Annotated in this window: 14 protein-coding genes; 7 read left to right on the forward strand and 7 right to left on the reverse strand. The window is 51.3% G+C overall.

Annotation, left to right across the window (positions count from 1 at the left end):
* Nucleotides 1-200: 200 nt before the first annotated feature.
* Complete coding sequence (locus HN413_11315) at nucleotides 201-632, reverse strand: hypothetical protein (protein ID MBT3390986.1); 432 nt, start codon at nucleotides 630-632, stop codon at nucleotides 201-203.
* Nucleotides 633-689: 57 nt separating this feature from the next.
* The gene (locus tag HN413_11320) at nucleotides 690-1,628 is read right to left on the reverse strand and encodes a hypothetical protein (protein MBT3390987.1); all 939 of its coding nucleotides are present in this window, start codon (nucleotides 1,626-1,628) and stop codon (nucleotides 690-692) included.
* A gap of 63 nt (nucleotides 1,629-1,691) precedes the next feature.
* Here HN413_11320 and HN413_11325 point away from each other — a divergent pair, with 63 nt between their 5' ends.
* Entirely contained in the window at nucleotides 1,692-2,765 is a 1,074-nt protein-coding gene (locus tag HN413_11325; GenBank protein MBT3390988.1) for a protein kinase, read from the forward strand.
* Between the two features lie 185 nt (nucleotides 2,766-2,950).
* On the opposite strand, the gene HN413_11330 is transcribed toward HN413_11325, so the two are convergent.
* Entirely contained in the window at nucleotides 2,951-3,133 is a 183-nt protein-coding gene (locus HN413_11330; GenBank protein MBT3390989.1) for a 50S ribosomal protein L28, read from the reverse strand.
* 184 nt (nucleotides 3,134-3,317) lie between these two features.
* Between HN413_11330 and HN413_11335 the strand changes: the two genes are divergently transcribed.
* The 6 genes from HN413_11335 to HN413_11360 all read left to right on the forward strand — a co-directional run bounded on the left by HN413_11335 (nucleotide 3,318) and on the right by HN413_11360 (nucleotide 10,090).
* Entirely contained in the window at nucleotides 3,318-3,677 is a 360-nt protein-coding gene (locus tag HN413_11335) for an Asp23/Gls24 family envelope stress response protein (GenBank protein MBT3390990.1), read from the forward strand.
* Nucleotides 3,678-3,763: 86 nt separating this feature from the next.
* The gene (locus tag HN413_11340) at nucleotides 3,764-5,452 is read left to right on the forward strand and encodes a DAK2 domain-containing protein (GenBank protein MBT3390991.1); all 1,689 of its coding nucleotides are present in this window, start codon (nucleotides 3,764-3,766) and stop codon (nucleotides 5,450-5,452) included.
* Nucleotides 5,453-5,528: 76 nt separating this feature from the next.
* Complete coding sequence (locus HN413_11345; GenBank protein MBT3390992.1) at nucleotides 5,529-6,359, forward strand: DegV family protein; 831 nt, start codon at nucleotides 5,529-5,531, stop codon at nucleotides 6,357-6,359.
* A gap of 24 nt (nucleotides 6,360-6,383) precedes the next feature.
* Nucleotides 6,384-8,867 carry an ATP-dependent DNA helicase RecG gene (gene recG, locus HN413_11350; GenBank protein ID MBT3390993.1) on the forward strand — a complete coding sequence of 828 codons (2,484 nt, stop codon included), beginning with the start codon at nucleotides 6,384-6,386 and terminating at the stop codon, nucleotides 8,865-8,867.
* A 16-nt stretch (nucleotides 8,868-8,883) separates the two neighbouring features.
* A complete protein-coding gene (gene coaD, locus HN413_11355; GenBank protein MBT3390994.1) occupies nucleotides 8,884-9,408 on the forward strand; it encodes a pantetheine-phosphate adenylyltransferase in 525 nt (174 codons plus the stop codon).
* Between the two features lie 175 nt (nucleotides 9,409-9,583).
* Nucleotides 9,584-10,090, forward strand: coding sequence for a hypothetical protein (locus HN413_11360; protein MBT3390995.1), 507 nt, complete (start codon nucleotides 9,584-9,586; stop codon nucleotides 10,088-10,090).
* 45 nt (nucleotides 10,091-10,135) lie between these two features.
* Here HN413_11360 and HN413_11365 read toward each other — a convergent pair whose 3' ends face one another.
* The 4 genes from HN413_11365 to HN413_11380 all read right to left on the reverse strand — a co-directional run.
* On the reverse strand, nucleotides 10,136-10,942 hold the full coding sequence (locus HN413_11365) for an SDR family oxidoreductase (GenBank protein ID MBT3390996.1): 807 nt from the start codon (nucleotides 10,940-10,942) through the stop codon (nucleotides 10,136-10,138).
* Nucleotides 10,943-10,966: 24 nt separating this feature from the next.
* Nucleotides 10,967-13,783, reverse strand: coding sequence for a M20/M25/M40 family metallo-hydrolase (locus HN413_11370; GenBank protein MBT3390997.1), 2,817 nt, complete (start codon nucleotides 13,781-13,783; stop codon nucleotides 10,967-10,969).
* A 320-nt stretch (nucleotides 13,784-14,103) separates the two neighbouring features.
* Complete coding sequence (locus tag HN413_11375; GenBank protein MBT3390998.1) at nucleotides 14,104-15,411, reverse strand: pyridoxal phosphate-dependent aminotransferase; 1,308 nt, start codon at nucleotides 15,409-15,411, stop codon at nucleotides 14,104-14,106.
* A gap of 285 nt (nucleotides 15,412-15,696) precedes the next feature.
* Nucleotides 15,697-17,405: sortase (locus HN413_11380; GenBank protein ID MBT3390999.1), on the reverse strand; the 1,709-nt coding region annotated here is incomplete at its 5' end.

Below are 17,405 nucleotides of genomic sequence, written 5' to 3' on the forward strand. Positions count from 1 at the left end.
CTAGTGGGTACTTTATTGGAATTTTGAGAGATAATTATCGCTTTATGTTCTGCATAGTAAGTTGTATCCCTACCATAGATACCAATATTTTGCCTAAGCATATTTTCATATTGTTCTGCTATATAATCAAATTCAGTTTTTGCCATAATTGTAATTTCTGATTCCTATTACCTATTTTGCGATGTACATGTTAGAGCAATTTAGGGCTCATCCACAACCTCGAGATAATTCGATACCGCCCAACCATTAATATTGGCATCATAAGGTGCCGAAAGATGCCACCAGGTGTATCCATCGGCATCTTGTGGCCCGGCGATAATTTCAAACACTTCAGATTCCAGCCCTAGATATTGCTGGTCATAGCTCAAACCCGGCCCGCTGCGGATTCGCAAACCATCGCCGCCAGTACCAGCCACTTGCACATAAGCCCCCACATACAGCACACCAGCTCCCGGGCTTTGCGGCACATCATCCTGGGGGGTGGGGGTGTTTGCCGGAGCAGGTGGAGTAGGCGTTTCTGTGGGGGCAGGAATCACTGTGAGAATAGCAGTAACCAACCCTGTGGGAGTCTGCGCTGGCCGTGTGAGATTAATTAGCAACATCACAAAGAGTAATAATACTAGAGCAATCAAGATCGCTCCAAGCATTTCAAAAATAGGTAGGTGATGTTTTCGCGCTGCTTGCATATATCAATCCAAAAATAGGGTACGGGGGGCTTTTTCGGGAACCAGTACTTTTAGCGCACGCGGTTGCACAGAGAGTATCACCTGATTTATGCCTTCGATTGGTTCACCATCCAATTGAACATACAAAAGCGTATTTGAGCTTATGCTCGCTTCGCAGAACGGAATGCAGCGCGCCTGTTCCGAACGCACATGCTGGCCTGAGTATAAATTCCAGGCGTGCGTAACTGCCTCTAGCCAAGTTGCTCCGGTGAAGAGCCATAGGTCCATTTGCCCATCATCCAGACGAGCCGCCGGAGAGATTTCGGCTATGCCACCCGCGTAAAGATGGATGTTGCTGGCGACTGCCAAAATATAATGTCCTGAAATTTCTTGACCATTTACTTGAATTTGCAAGTCAACACCCTCAAAGACTGCCGCCTGCTGTAATAAACCCGATAAATACTGTGGCACAGCAAAACTCTTTGCCCAACGATTACGCGGTTCAAGGTGATGAATGATGAGCGCGTCCAACCCTATACCGCCCCACAACAAGAAAGGCCTCTGGTTGCAAAAACCGACATCCACCTTTCGCACTGTGGCAGTTATATAGCGGCGGGCGCTTTCTTCGAGCGCCATCCAACGAGTCCAGGTGAGATCAGGAAGACCAAATTCCTTCGCCCACACGTTGGCAGTCCCCGCAGGGAGAACGCCTAATGCCGTTTCGCTACCCAGCAAGCCCTTGACCGCAAAATTAATTGAGCCATCGCCCCCGGCAATAAAGAAGGCATCCATTTTTTCATCCACAGCGCGGCGGGCCAATTCGGTGATATGTGGCCCACCATTGGTTTGCTCCAAACAAGTTTGCCACCCGCCAGCACTCAAAACGCTGGCAGCTCGTTCGGTCAACATCATAGATGGGAATCTTCCCGCAGATGGATTATAGACAATATAGGCCTGAGGCATGATTATTATTCCGACACCAAGAATGGTACAATTCTACCCGAAAGACAAATAGATGCGAAGCTTATGGAAAATCTTCTCAACAATCGCTATCAATTAGAAGAGCAACTGGGCAGCGGCGGGATGGCTGTAGTATTCAAAGCCCGCGATTTAATGCTGGAACGCACCGTAGCGATCAAAGTTTTGCGCAAGAATTTTTCGCATGACCCTGCTTTTCGCGAACGCTTCCGCCAGGAAGCCAAAGCGGCCGCAAATCTTTCACACCCGAACATCGTTACCGTACATGATTTTGGGCTAGACCAGGGGCGAATTTTCATAGTCATGGAACATATGCCCGGGGCTACGCTCAAAGAGTGGATCGAGAAACGCGGGCGTTTTTCTACGCCGTCGGCAACATCACTGATTGTGCAAGCGTGTGCCGGAATTGGGTACGCACACAGAGCCGGGTTGGTGCATTGTGATGTCAAGCCCCAGAATATGCTCGTAACTCCGGATCGACGCCTGAAAGTTACAGATTTTGGCATTGCACGGGCATTGGCTTCGATTCACCCGGATGAACGCTCAGAAATCGTATGGGGATCACCGCAATATTTTGCGCCAGAACAAGCCCGTGGGCGTTCTCCATCCCCAGCATCCGATGTGTATAGTTTGGGCGTAATCCTGTACGAGATGCTCACCGGGAAACTTCCCTTTGAATCAGAAAAAGGGGCGGAGTTGGCGCGCATGCACAGAGATGAAAACCCGCGCCCACCGCAAGAAATTCGCGACACCATTGACGATAATCTCAACCGAATTATTATGAAGGTGCTCTCGAAAGAGCCTTCGGCCCGTTACCGGACTGCTGACCAATTGGGACGCGTGCTGATAACTTTTTCAAAAGAAAACAAATCATCATCGCAGCCTACCCCGCCCGCTCCACGTCCAGACGCTCAACCCATATACTATGAACCTGTTGCGACTCCGCCATCTCCTCCTGTATCACCAATACAATCCCAACCAGTCAGAAAAGCTGCTATTCCTAAAAATGATCCGCTAGATATTGATTGGGGTACGGCGTTTTTGGGGCTAATAGCCTTGCTGGCAATTGGTGGTTTAGTACCGTTTTGGCTGTGGGTGTATGTATCTGCTATTCAGCGATAATCATCTTGTGATTTCTGTGCAACTATCTTGTCAGGAGTGTGTTAAAGCATCCAGTATTTCGAGCACATAAATGTTGATTAAATAGCAAAAAATAGGGGATGGGCGAGGTACGAATTACCTTGCCCATCCCCTATTTTTCAGATGTCGGAATAACAATAGGGCAAATCGCCCAATAACACTCTAGACTATGCGGTCTTTACCATCGTACGGATGCAGCGAGTACACAAAGTCTTGCGAACTTTCTGACCATCTTTATAAACCGTAACCTTTTGCAGATTAGGTTTAAACTGCCGAAGCGTTGATTTTTTCGACCAGGGAACATTGCGACCAAAAGCGGTCTTCTTTCCACAATTTTCACAAACAGCCATCGTACCGTTCCTTTCAAAAATAATATTAAGCGCTAACGCATTCTACAGAGAGATACCCAAAATGATGAAGCTCTTCTCAATGAACTGCGTAAGTCTTATAATACCAGGACGGCATATACCTTCATGCCGCCAATAACCGGAGAATATTACCACACATCAGAATCTCTTTCAAGCGAGTAAAACCATGACAAACGAAACTACCCCCATTGGCAGCATTCATGTTGCCCCACGAGCTATCGCTACAATTGCCTATCAGGCTGCACTGCGGTCTTACGGCGTTGTGGGTATGGCATCGAAAAATGTTGTTGACGGCATCGCACACTTGCTCACCAAAGACCCTACCCATGGTGCTGAAGTCAGCTACACCGGACAATATATTAATATTGATATGTATATTATCATCGAGTACGGAACCCGCATCAAGTCCGTGGCTTCCAGCGTTGCTAACACGGTGCGTTTTCATGTTGAAAAATCGCTGGGGGTGCCGATTAATGAGATCAATGTTCATGTTCAGGGGTTGAGAATCAGCGAATTTGAATCGTAATCACGCGCAACACCTGGGACATTCCCCATTAACGGTATCGGTTACGATTCTCCTGTAACTGATAATTTTTTAGGAGTATTTCATTTATGACGACACCACCGCAACCCCAAGAAACACCTGGATTTGTTGAAAAATTGCGCCAGGAACCCATTGACGGATTAGCCTTCAAGAATTTAGCCTTTGCAGCCCTCACCTGGCTACGCACCAATCACGAAATGGTCAATGCGCTAAATGTTTTCCCTGTTCCCGATGGCGATACAGGGACAAATATGGTACTCACCATGCAGTCGGCATATAACGAAATTAAAAACTCCCCCGAACGCAGCATCGAAAAAATTGCAAACGCCCTGGCGCAAGGCGCCCTGATGGGCGCACGCGGCAATTCCGGAGTTATTCTATCGCAATTATGGCGTGGGGTTGCTCGCGCCCTTGACGGTAAAGACGTACTTGACGGGGAGACTTTTGCGAAGGCATTTGCAGTTGCGCGCGACACAGCCTACAAAGGAGTTGTGCGCCCTGTTGAAGGCACAATCCTAACCGTCGCCAAAGATATTGCCAGCGCAACTGAAAAAGCGCTGGCAATAACCCAAGACCCCTACGAAATTCTTGAAATTGCGGTAGAAGAAGCCAGTGCTTCTGTAGAACGCACGCCTGAATTGCTTGACGTGCTCAAGGATGCTGGCGTTGTTGATTCGGGCGGCAAAGGGTTTTTCTTCCTTTTGGATGGCATGTTGCGCTTCTCAAAGGGGATGCCACTGGATACGGCGGTCGCCTCGGTAAAATCCTTGTCGGCATTAAATTTCGATAACGCCATGGAAACCGTAGAAGAAGGCCAGGATTATGAGGTGGTGGTAGATTTCCGACCGCATGAACCTTTAATTCTCGAACAATTCTACAGCGATCTGGAAAAAATGGGAACTTCGATTCAAATTGGTGAAGGCGAAGGCATGTATCGCATGCACATCCACGTACCCACCGAAAAGCGCTACGAACCCATTGACTACACCATGTCGATTGGCACCATCACCAAAGTACATATCGAAAACCTGCTCGCCCAAATGGAAGACATTGAAAAGTCCAGCAAAGCGCAGCCCATAAAACTTACCCCGGTGGAACCTGGTCAAATCGCTGTGATTACTGTGGCCCCTGGCCCTGGAATTGCCAATGTCTTTGCCAGCCTGGGTGCCGCCGCTATCGTCGAGGGCGGCCAGACCATGAATCCCAGCACCCAAGAGATTCTACAGACCTTCGAAAATTTGCCCACCGATCGAATAATCATCCTGCCCAATAATAAAAACATTTTCATGGCTGCCAAAGCTGCCAGCGAGGTGACCGTAAAACAAGCCGCGGTAATCCCCAGCCGCACCGTTCCCCAAGGACTTAGCGCGCTGCTGCGCCTGATCCCGAATGGCGATTTCGATGCTGTCGTCGCCGATATGGAATCGGCCCTGGGAGATGTGGAAACTGGCGAAATCACCATCGCCACCCGCACGGTGGAAATTGACGGAGTCAACGTCAACGAGGGTGAAATCATTGTGCTGCACAACGGAAAACTAATCTTGTCAACGGACAACCTCACCACCGCTTGCCTGGCCTTTCTGGAAAAAGCCGCCGCGGATGACTTCGAACTCATTACCTTGTTTTACGGCGCCGACATCCAGAAAGCTGAAGTCAACCAGATTGCCGACCAAATTCGAGAAACCTACGCCGATCTTGAAGTTGAAATTCAAAACGGCGGACAACCCCATTATCAATTCATTATTTCCATCGAATAAAATCTACAAAGGGAGAAACTCAAAAACAGGGGTATGCGGGTGCGCACCCGCATACCCCTGTTTTTGACACAAAACTATGCGTATTGGAATCGTCACCGACAGCACAGCCGACATCCCGCCTGAATTGGTAAAGCAACATCACATCCGCGTCGTTCCGGCGATCATCGTCATGGATGGGGAAAGCTTCACCGATGGCGAAGATATTTCACGGCAAGAATTTTACGAGCGCCTCCCCTATTTACGCACACCCGCTACCACCGCCACACCCTCCATGGGCGTATTTCAGGAAATCTATACCAAGCTCTTTCAGGAAGGCGCTAAAGCCATTCTCTCGCTACATGTTGCCAGCCAGTTGAGCGGCATATTCAACACGGCCAAAATCGCCGCTCAGTCCTTTGGGGAGCGCGTGCATGTTATCGATAGTACATCACTCTCCATGGGGATTGGCTTTCAAGTGCTGGCCGCCGCCAAAGCTGCCGCGCAGGAGCTTAGCGCAGAAAAAATTCTCGATCATTTGCACAGCTTCCAAAAGAGAATCCGTGTACTGGCAATGCTGGATACACTGGAATATATTCGCCGCAGCGGGCGCGTTTCGTGGGCAACGGCCCGCATTGGCGCGTTGCTGCGCGTCAAACTTTTTGTGGAAGTAAGCGAAGGTAAAGTGCTCAATATGGGTCAAGCACGCACCCGCCGCAAAGCCATTGAACACTTCAAAACCATGATCCACAAACTCGGCCCGCTCGAAGAACTTGCCATTATGCACACCAACGCCGAGGCCGATGCTCACCAACTGCTTGCAGATTTAGCCCTGAACCTGCCCTCACCCATCCATGTGCTCAACGCTACACCCGTGATCGGCACACACGTTGGCCCCAATGGCCTGGGCATTGCCGCTGTGCTGAAATAGGCACAAACTGGTAAAATAGCCCCAATGAAGCCTTCAATCACAAAACTCCGCAACTACTTTAAACTAGAAGCCAAAAACGGGTATCAGAATAATGCTGTCATTGGCGGTCTGGAACAAATGCTCGAACACTGGAGCGCTGAAGCCCGCAACGATGGCTTACCCGAACCCCTTATCCAGGCGGTTGGCGCGCGTCTGCGCGATTATCACCGCTTGAGTGAAACTTCTCGCAAAGAGACCCTTTTTGGATTATGGAATCGCATCCAACGGGAGTTGGGGGAAGATCACCCCCAACCCACTGAGGAGATGGAAGTTTCCCCGGTTCCGGAGGAAAAACCCGCACCCCAGGCACAGGATGAGCCAACTCCGCCCGAGGTGGATGCAACGCCCCAAACAGCAGAATCAGCCCCCAGGCCGCGCGTGCAACTCCCCCCTGGTCAGCGCGCCGACCTTCACGGGAGTGTCACCACCGTCAAGCATATTGGGGAACGTTACACAGAAACGCTTGAAAATCTGGGCATCCGCACCCTGGGCGATATGCTATACCATTTCCCCAGCCGCTACGACGATTATTCGCGCATGATGCCAATTGCTAAACTGCGCTACGACGAAAAAGTGAGCCTGATTGGCACAGTAAAATCGATCACTACCCGGTCGATACGCGGGGGACGCGTGAAAATTGTTGAAGCCGTGATCAGCGATAACAGCGGCGCAATTCGGGCCACCTGGTTCAACCAGCCCTGGATCGCCACACAATTACAGCGCGGGGATCAGATTGTGCTCTCTGGCAAAACCGACCAATACCTGGGGCGGCTGACGATGAACTCCCCAGACTGGTCGCCGGTGGAAAAGAAACATCTGATGGCCGATGGGGTTGTGCCGATTTATCCGTTGACGGCCAAGATCACCCAGCGCTGGCTGCGTAACAAAATGCACGCGGTTGTGACCGATTGGGCCGATAAAGTTGAAGATTATTTGCCCGTTCAATTGCTCGAAGAAGCCGAATTGCTCGATTTATCCGTGGCCCTGGCACATATCCATTTCCCCGAATCGTGGGAAATGTTAGGGCAAGCCCGACACCGGCTGGCTTTTGATGAAATCTTTTTATTGCAATTGGGCGTGCTGCAACAAAAGCAAATTTGGGCGGCGCGCCTGGGCCGCGTTTTTGAGATTGATCCCGCCTGGCTTTCGGCTCAGATCGAAAGGCTACCTTTCAACCTGACGGGCGCACAACAACGCACGCTGGACGAAATTATCCATGATCTGGCTGCCGGGCATCCGATGAACCGCTTGGTGCAGGGCGATGTGGGTTCCGGAAAAACCGTGGTCGCGGCAATGGCGATGGCGATGGTCGTTCAGGCAGGCGCACAGGCCGCCATGATGGCCCCGACCAGCATTCTGGCGGAGCAGCATTATCACAACTTGCTGCAAATTCTCAGTAAAGGAGAAGGCGCTCTTTTACCCGAACAGATTCATCTCATGATTGGGGCAACGCCTGAGAACGAGAAGGCCGAAATTCGCGCGGGTTTGGCTACAGGCGCAATCAAAGTAGTTATCGGCACACACGCGCTGATTGAAGACCCGGTGGAATTCGCTGATTTACAGCTTGCAATTATTGATGAGCAACATCGTTTTGGCGTGCATCAACGGGCTGCGCTGCGCGAAAAGGGCGATAATCCGCACCTGTTGGTGATGACCGCCACCCCCATTCCGCGCTCGCTGGCGCTGACGGTTTATGGCGATCTGGATGTTTCGGTGATTGACGAAATGCCACCAGGGCGTCAACCCGTAGAAACACATGTGCTTTCCCCGAAAGAGCGCGAACGCGCTTATAGCCTTATTCGCCGTCAGGTCGATAATGGGCATCAGGCTTTTATTATTTATCCACTGGTGGAAGAGAGCGACAAAAGCGAAGAGAAGGCTGCCGTTGAAGAACATGCTCGCCTGCAAAAAGAAGTATTTAGCCAGTTCAAATTAGGTTTACTGCATGGACGCATGACCCCCGGCGAAAAAGACGCCGTAATGGAAAAGTTCCGTGATGGCGAGTTTCATATTCTGGTATCCACATCAGTCGTTGAAGTTGGTGTGGATATTCCCAATGCCACGGTGATGCTGATCGAAGGCGCGCATCGTTTCGGGCTGGCGCAATTGCACCAGTTCCGCGGCCGGGTGGGACGCGGAGCAGCAAAAGCGTATTGCTTGCTGATTCCGGGCAGCGCCGACGCGGTCGAAAATGAACGCCTGTTAGCAATGGCTGAAACCAACGATGGATTTGTACTGGCCGAAAAAGACCTGGATCAACGCGGCCCCGGCGACTTTTTGGGCACGCGGCAATCAGGTTTCTCAGCCTTACGTTTAGCCAGCCTGACGGATATTCAGTTAATTCAGAAAGCGCGGAAACATGCCGCCACGCTTTTCGAGCGCGATGCCGATTTGACAGCGCCCGAACACAAAACGCTTGCTGTTGCGCTGAAGCGCTTCTGGCAGATTGAAAGCACGGATATTAGCTAGAATTCAAGGATATTCTATGGTTCGAGCTGTTTTCCCCGGAACCTTTGATCCAATCCATTATGGGCATATAAATATTGCCCAACGCGCATCCCGCCTCTTCAATGAAGTTATTATAGCCGTTTACGACAAACCGCTTAAGTCGCTGGTTTTTTCTCCTGCCGACCGAATTGCATTTGCCGAAGAATGTTTCAAGAATGACTCGAATATCCATGTAACGGGGTACAGCGGCCTGACGGTTGATTTTTGCAAAGAGATCGGTGCACAGGTAATCGTACGCGGATTGCGCGTATTTTCCGATTTTGAATACGAATTCCGCATGGCACTGGCAAACCACCGGCTCTCTGCGGATATTGAAGTTGTGGCGCTGATTACGCACGAAGAACACACCTTCCTTTCGGGGTCCACGGTGCGAGAAATAGCATCTCTCAGCGGTGATGTCAGCAGCCTGGTGCCTTTGCATGTCGAAGCTGCCCTTAAAACTCGTTTTGCCGAACTCGGTGACGAACAAGATATTGTGCCAACTTCATCGCTGCGGGATTGATCTGCACTCGCTCCAACTGGGCTACTTGACGAAGTGCTTGATTCCGTGTTATCTTGGATCAAACCTTGCAACTAAATCAGATAATCTGGGGTTGTAAGATTCTGTTTGCAGAAGCGTGACCCACGCCCCACAGTTATAACTCCCTCGCTCGCCGTGTCCTCTCAGGAGACATCGCATGGACATACTCCATCTTGTAGATCGACTCGAAGAACTTTTCAACGAAAGCCGTCCCATACCGCTCACCCATAATGTGATTGTGGATGAAGATCGCATGCTAGATTTAATTGATCAGATGCGCGTGACAATTCCGGACGAAGTCAAAAAAGCGCAACAGGTACTTACCCAGCGCGACCGTATTCTGGCGCAATCCCAGGAAGAAGCCAACCGCACGCTGGGATTGGCCCGCGAAAAAAGTAACCAGCTTGTGGAACGGGATGCTGTTGTTCAGGCTGCCAAAGTTCGCGCAGATGAAGTGCGTAAAAAGGCTGAAATCGATGCCGAAAAAACACGCCTCGAAGCCGATAACTACGTTATTCAAACACTCTTGCGCGTTGAAAGAGAGTTGGAGCGTCTGCTCAATCAGGCCCGTAACGGGATTCTTGCGCTGGAGAATATCAGCCCGGTAGACGAACCCGACGAAGAAATCGAAATCGTTGAACAACCCCCCAAAGATAAGGACTAGCGTTTTCAATAACAGAAGCCATACAGTCAATAGCCCCGGTTGGGGCTATTTGTTTAAACGCTCCGGAATCGTAAAACGATGTTCAATACTCCAATCTACCAGGCCGGGGAAAAGTGTGTTAAGCCAATAGGTTACTTTCATTGGCCAGGGGAGTATCACCGTTCGGCGGGGACGCTGGATGATTTTATATACTGCCTGTGCGAGGTCTTCGGCGGTTAATTTGAGCAGCTTTGGAGTGCTCAAGCCTGTTTTACGCTTGACTCCAGTATGCGCAATAAATTCGGTCGCCACCCCACCAGGAAATATCCCTGTGACATGGATATTCCAGATACCCACTTCGCGGCGTAAGGCCTCTGTAAAACCGCGCACTGCGAACTTACTGGCCGCGTAGATCGTATAGGTCGGCGTAGCTACCAGCCCGGCTACCGAAGCCATATTGATAATATGCCCGCTGCGCTGCTGAATCATATAAGGTAAAACGGCACGGGTCATCTGTATCACCCCAAAAATATTAACCTTCAGCTGAAGATCAATATCCTTCACCGGCTCCAGTTCTTCCAGCCATTTCATGCGCCCAAATCCGGCGTTGTTGAACAAGACATCAATCCGCCCGAAGCGTGCCAAAGCAACTTCAACCAGATGCTGAATGTCGTCAAGGTGGGTCACATCCGTAGCAACGGGCAATGCCTGCCCGCCCGCGGCTTCGATTTCATCCGCCAGAGCCTGCAACCGCTCCATGCGCCGTGCAGCCAGCACCAGGCAATAGCCATGCGTAACGCCCAATAAACGAGCGGTCGCTTCACCAATCCCTGATGAAGCGCCGGTAATGATGACGACAGGTTTTTCAGACAAAGTCATTTCAAAGATTCCTTTACCCTAACCCCGAAGCAAAATTTTGGCAAATGCTTGTAGGGCCTGATAATATGGCAAAATGCTGGGGATATAATGCCGTTCAACCTTGGAATGCGGCCCAATGCCACTTTGACCCCAAACCACGCCCTGCCCGCGGGGGGCGAAGCGGGCACTGGTCCCGGGCAATTTACGTCCAATTTGAGCGGGTTCACCAGAAGCCTGAGCGACGGCTTCGATCAACGCTGCCAAATAGGGATTTTGGGGGTCACAAACAATGCCGTTCTCTTTGATCACATTTTCTACCTGCAGCCCAACTTCTCCGCAATACTGCTCTACCGCGGCAAATAGCGCATCGACATCGTCTTGCGGGATCGGGCGCACTTCAACGCCGAGGATCGCGTAATCTGCGGTGATATTGTACACCCCCGGCGTGCCAACCTTCAGGAAAGGAAAACGCGCTTGAGATTGCCAGCCATCGGCGCTTTCAAGCGTAAGATACTGCGCCATGATCTCGATCAGCGCGCCGCGGGCCGCTAACATGCGTTCGCTAAGATCGGCCTGGGCACCAGCTACTCCGCTATGACCGCGCTGGCCGCGCCCCACCACATCAAAGCGCATCATACCGCGATTTTGTGTGCAAACTTCCCCCCACAGGCCAGTTCCACTCTCCTCGGTGCGTTCTCCAGCGATGAAAAGTTCCGGGGCATAGCCGCTTTCATTCTTGAGTACTTGTAAAACATGGGGTGTGCCCATCGGCTCACTTTCGCCATTTTCTTCGTTGCCAATCAGCATCAGGTTGATCGGGGGATAGGGATGTCCAGCTTTGAGCGTATCTTTTAGCCAGACCATATAGGTGGCTACCACAGTTTTCATATCGCCAGAGCCACGCCCCCACAGGTAATCGCCCTCCAGGCGCGGCTCAAATTGACTGTCATCCGGTTCGGGAGCCACCACATCGAAATGGCCGCTGAACATCACCGGGGCGTGCATCTGTCCCGGACAGGCGGCCAGCACCGCCGGGTATTTGGCATTGTTGAAATAGCGTACTTCCAGGCCGTGATCACGTAAATAATCAAACACCAGCGTAGCAGCGCGATGGACTTCATCCAGACGCTCTTCCGCGCCAACCGTGATCGATGGAATGCGAATCAGGCTTTTGGCAAGCTCAACAATCTCGCTTGTTTTATCAGGGTAGCTCATTGCTTTGATCTCCTCTTCTAGCGGGCGAAAGCGGATTGGAGCCGCAGGGGCCAGACGCACATGATGCCGCGCCGATTGTAACAGATCGCCCAGTTTATTATCTTCTTGCACCAGAAACGCCTGATCGGCGGCAATCGACTTAATATTCTGATTGAGTTCAGCTTCGCGCTCTTCGGCGAGTTGCCGCAGCAATTCGGTCGGTACATCATCGCACTGGCTAAACTCGTTGCACAGGCGAGCGCGCAATTTTTGAGCCGTATTCGGACCTCCGGCAGCCATCTCAACCAGAGGTGTTAAATCATCCTGCCAGCCCAATACTTCGGCCAATGGAAGTACCTGTTGCAGCACCCAGTGAAGGAATTGGCGCATCTCGATTGGCTTGCCAGTGAGCGGATTCTCAATTTTGGCGCGCAGACTGTATCGAGCAGCCTGCGTTTCATTACGACGGGCGCGGGCAATATCTTCAGCATCATAGCGAAAACCGCGCGCAAATTCAGGGTCGGCGTAGAAGCGCATGAGTAATAATTGTTTGAGCATCAGATTGGCAATATCGACTTCCAGCGGATTGCCGCCATCGTCGGTGCGCACTTCCACACGCGCCATGGGAATGTTGATGCGCGCCATCAGGTTTTCGGTTTCGATCAGGCGCGCCATCTCGTCTACCGGGCTGCTCTCTCCGAGGGCGTACAAACCTCGGTTGTAAATACTGTGCAACTGCTCATCGGTGACAGCGATCAAACGCTCAATCGGCTCCACATTGGAACGCGCTCGCACAGGGGTCCAGTTATTATTGCCAAAACGCGCCCCGCTGCGCACCAACTCGTAAGATAAATTGAGATAATCGCGATGTGTACGATACAAATCGGGCACATCCAGCGTTGTGGGGTTTGGGAAGGTCAGGTTACGGATTGAATCATATTCGGTGAGTACGACCACAGGCTGCCCGGCATTGATTTGCGCCTGAAACGGTGTAGATGCAGATGTGGCGATAAACAACGCCGCAAATGCCCGCATCAGGCGCGTGCCTGTGGTATAGATGCGATTCTTATAATCATCCAGGTGCAGGCCGCGCCGTTCGGAAGCAGGCAAATGCATGAAATCCCAGGCCAGGAGCGGCTCAGGCAGGGATAGATTGGCGTGGGTTCCTGCCGTCGCCAATGTATCGCCATAAATATCAACGCAGCGTTGTACATAACGACGTTTCGCTAACGGCCAGGAAAATGGCACCGAATCGATGCTTACATCGGTGAGGTAGAGCAAATTCCCCTGCCAGGTATATAAGCGTTCTCCAAACTGCTGCCCGGCGCTGTGGATTGCATTGACCAGCGCGGCCTCCAGCAGGTGAATTTCGTAAACCGCGCCGCGTATATGGTAGTAAGGGCGCGTCGCCCATTCGGTCATCCAATGAAAGGCTTCGAGCTGACTGTAAGCTCTCAAATCTGGCGAAATACAACAATTCCGCAAATAATCGACGAACGATTTTTTATCGGGACCAGAGCCAACGGTGAGCAGGGGGCGTAATTGGGAATCGAGCAAATGCCATTCCCTTTCCATGCCACAAATACCATTTTGAGGTTGGTCTTTGAGGGCCGTATCCAGTGCCAGTTGGTATTTCTCGGCAAATTGAGCAGGGTTATACATAAGGCGACCTCCGCCGCATTCAGGTATTTACAACAGAGAATGCAAAGTACGCAGAGAAATACAAAAAAACTGTAGTGGTCAACAGTAGCCTGAACACTCTACGGTGTCATTCTGAGGAGCAAAGCGACGAAGAATCCCTGAAGTCAAGCGAAAAAAAGTGCCTGCGTAGGCGATAAATCAAACCACTTTGCAGGGATTCCTCGCTTCGCTCGCTGCGCTCGGAATGACAAGGTTGGACACAATGTTCAAGGTACTGTTGACCACCACAGAAATACAAAAAAACTCTATGTTCTCCGCGCACTCTGCGGTGAATGAGTTTGTTATTCCAGCGCTTTCAGGCCTTGCAACAAACGCTCGGCTGCGCCCTGTGTGCGCTCTGCTGGCGTTGCGTATGAGAAACGGATCCACTCGCCGCCATAGGGTGAGAAGAACGCGCCCGGCACAACGGCCAAACCGTGCTCTTCGGCGATATATTGCCCAAAGGGTTCAGTATCTCTCCAGCCGCGCTTTTCAAGCCAGGGACCGACATGAATAAAAGCATAATAACCTTTCCCCAGAACATACTTGAATTGATGCTGATCCAGAAAAGCTTTCAAGACTTTACGGCTGGCACTGGTGGGTTCGCTAATCGTGGCACTGGCTTTAGCAAAGCCCATCTCGTAGGCCGCCATTGCTACGGCCTGACCAAAGAAAGCCGGGATTACCGAGTGCGAGGCTCGCGCAACTATAAATTTGATCACTTCTTCCGAAGCGATCAGGTGGGCGTTGCGGATATTTGAGCCACCCAGGCTTTTGGTGAGGCCGTCCAAGAAGAGCAGGCGTTTGCGCTCTTTCGGAGTAAATGTTTTCAGGAAGGCATTCAAATCCATGGGCTGTTCATCGGTGACGAAGTGATACATCCAATCGTAGAGTACAAAGGCTACCCCGGCATCGAGGGCGGCGCGCCCTAGAGCAGCCTGACGCTTCGGCGAGATGGTCAGGCCGGTGGGGTTATCGGGGTTGGTAATCACAATCCCGGCAATTTTACGGCCCGATTTAGCGGCGAACTCCACCCCGGCTTTAATGCCCTCTTCGGTGTACCCCCAACCCTCATCGGGGTGTCCCGGCGACCACATCACATTGGCACCGACCCCATAAGGCCCCCAATTATATGAAATCCACGGCACCCGCGAGACCATGATTACATCACCCTGACGGCCATACCCCAACACCAGCATTGCTTGAAAAGCCTTCACCAGAGCATCACGGCCACCCGTAGCGCTCAGAATATTTGCCGGGCCGTAGCCGGATTCGGAGTCAAATTGCCAATATTTTTCGGCTACACTTTGACGAAAAGCCTGAGTGCCAAAGGGCATATCGTAACTGGTGCCGTGCTCAATTTGTAATTCCAGCGCCCGCTCCAACAGTTCACGCGGTACACCGGGTAAACTGGCGCCGCCATCCCCCTGTGAGGCGTCAAAAATCGGGAGTTCAGGGTATTTATCCTGATATACCTTGAGCGATTTTTTAATCAAGAACATGCGTGAGGGAGGAATAACCGCCATCTCCGATAAATGCTGGCTGACCGGGACAAGATTTTCATCAGGAACGGCGAAAACGGGGGTATCGTGCGAAATTTTAGGTGCCATTGTGGAGCCTCCTTAGATAAAAAAAAGCCCCGTGTTTCGGGGCGTTGGTCAAACAAGTTTTGCTGAATTGTCTTGAACTAAGCTCTTACATTCGCGCACCAACGCCCAATCGCCTTGTGACGACGATTAGTATTATCAGTGGTATTGATATTGGTGCGTAAGAACAATTGTGACATATTGGGCGCCACTATACCATCATGCAAAACGACGGTCAAGCAATGAACCTAAAAATCTCATAAATACAGATGGTTTCTCAGCAATCCATCCTGATTGTATAAGCAAAATTTATTTTTCAACAACCTCGATAAGCACGGCTCGCACGACAACCCTCCAGCGGTAAGCTTGTAAATCATCATCGTACTGATGACAGGTAATCAGTGCAATCCAATCATAACCATCGTTAGCGCGCAACGGTGAAAGATCATTGGGTTCAACGTAGTAGCTCTGGCGCACTTCATAAACATAGGTTGCAGCTGGCGTGCGGAGCAAAATCGGATCGCCCCATTTGAGTTGGTCAATAGCGATGAAGGGACCCGGCGTGCCATCGGGCAAATAGGCATGGGCAGTTAGCGCGGTATTCCCTGGTAGGGTAGGGTAAGCTGTGCCCCCGAGATAACCAGCCTGCTCTGAGAGCCAGGTCAGATCCCAGCCCTGCTCGGTGAGCGGAATCCCTACAACCGGCACATGAACCTGCTCGGCAGGAATATCCAGCCAAATCGTGTCATCCAATGCATAGGGCTTGGTCCCCACATCGGGTTCGGTTACAGTGACTTCCCCGGGCGCAAAACCAGTCTCGGGCAAAGCGGTCCCGCGGATCATAATTATCAACGAGTTCGCTGCGCCATAAATATCTACGGTAGATGGTGGGTCATAAAAGCGCTCCGTGGAGAGGGGGTTGAATGGCGATTGTGCCGCGGTCATATCTCCGGGGAGGCTGGTCCACGCCAGATAGGCTGTATTCTCGACACTTTCTTGCGCCCGGCGATCCAGCACAGCCTGAAATTCTACATTCGCAGTCTGCCCCAATGGGAAGTTTTCCCAGGTAACGCGCAAGTTGGTTGGATCATTGTCGTTAATCACAGCCGTCCCCCCATCATCCCAGCCGCTTTCGATGCGCAGCGTACCGGGAACATAGTGCAAACTGCCCGGCAACGGATCGCTGAGTACAACATCAAAGCCATCTGCATCACTTTCGGCACGCTGGCCGATTTCAATCGTAAATGTGATCGTTGCGCCAGTGAATACGGAAGTCTGGTCGGCGCGTTTGACAAGATAATACCAAGGCTCCACAACCGTCACGTTCGATGCGAGGGCAGTGCTTTCATTTTTGGTGCTGTTCTGCTCCCAGGTTGCCACGGCAGTATTATTTAATCCCACCCCGCGCAGATTATCCTCACTATCCAGCACGGCGACGCGATACTCAATAGTGAGGGTTTCGTTCACTGTACCATTGTTCGTCACATTGCCCAAATCAAAGAGAACCCGCCGCCCCTGATTAACATCGTCGGCACTGCCTGAGCCTGTTTGGGGAATTGGGTAGATGGCGGGATTGCCATTTTGCGGATTGACAGTATCTGGGCTGCAGGCTGCGGCAAAATCGCCAATCAAATCGGTGGTGAGATTGGCCGAAGAAGGTGTTACGCTGAGACAATCGACAAAAGCCAAACCTTCGTCCAGATCGTCCGTCATAGTCAGGTTGGGTATCAACCCGGACCAGGCGCCGCCACCAGCACTATGCGGTGGAATATAGAGTACCACCCGATAGGTGACCAATTCACCAATCGCGACATCGTCCCCTGTAGTAAAGGTCTGATTGGTATCCAGAATACCTTTACCCAAAGTCGCAAGTTCGTTCGTGTCTGTTGCAGTATCCGTGCTGTAGTTATACTCGTCGGCGATGGAAGCATTATTCGTTATTTGTGTGACGCTAGTGGCTAAGGGGTTATCAACTTCGACGGCAAAATCAACCGTTTGAGCGCCAGCCCCATTATTAA

It is taken from the genome of Chloroflexota bacterium, from assembly GCA_018648225.1.
GTDB lineage: Bacteria > Chloroflexota > Anaerolineae > Anaerolineales > UBA11858 > NIOZ-UU35.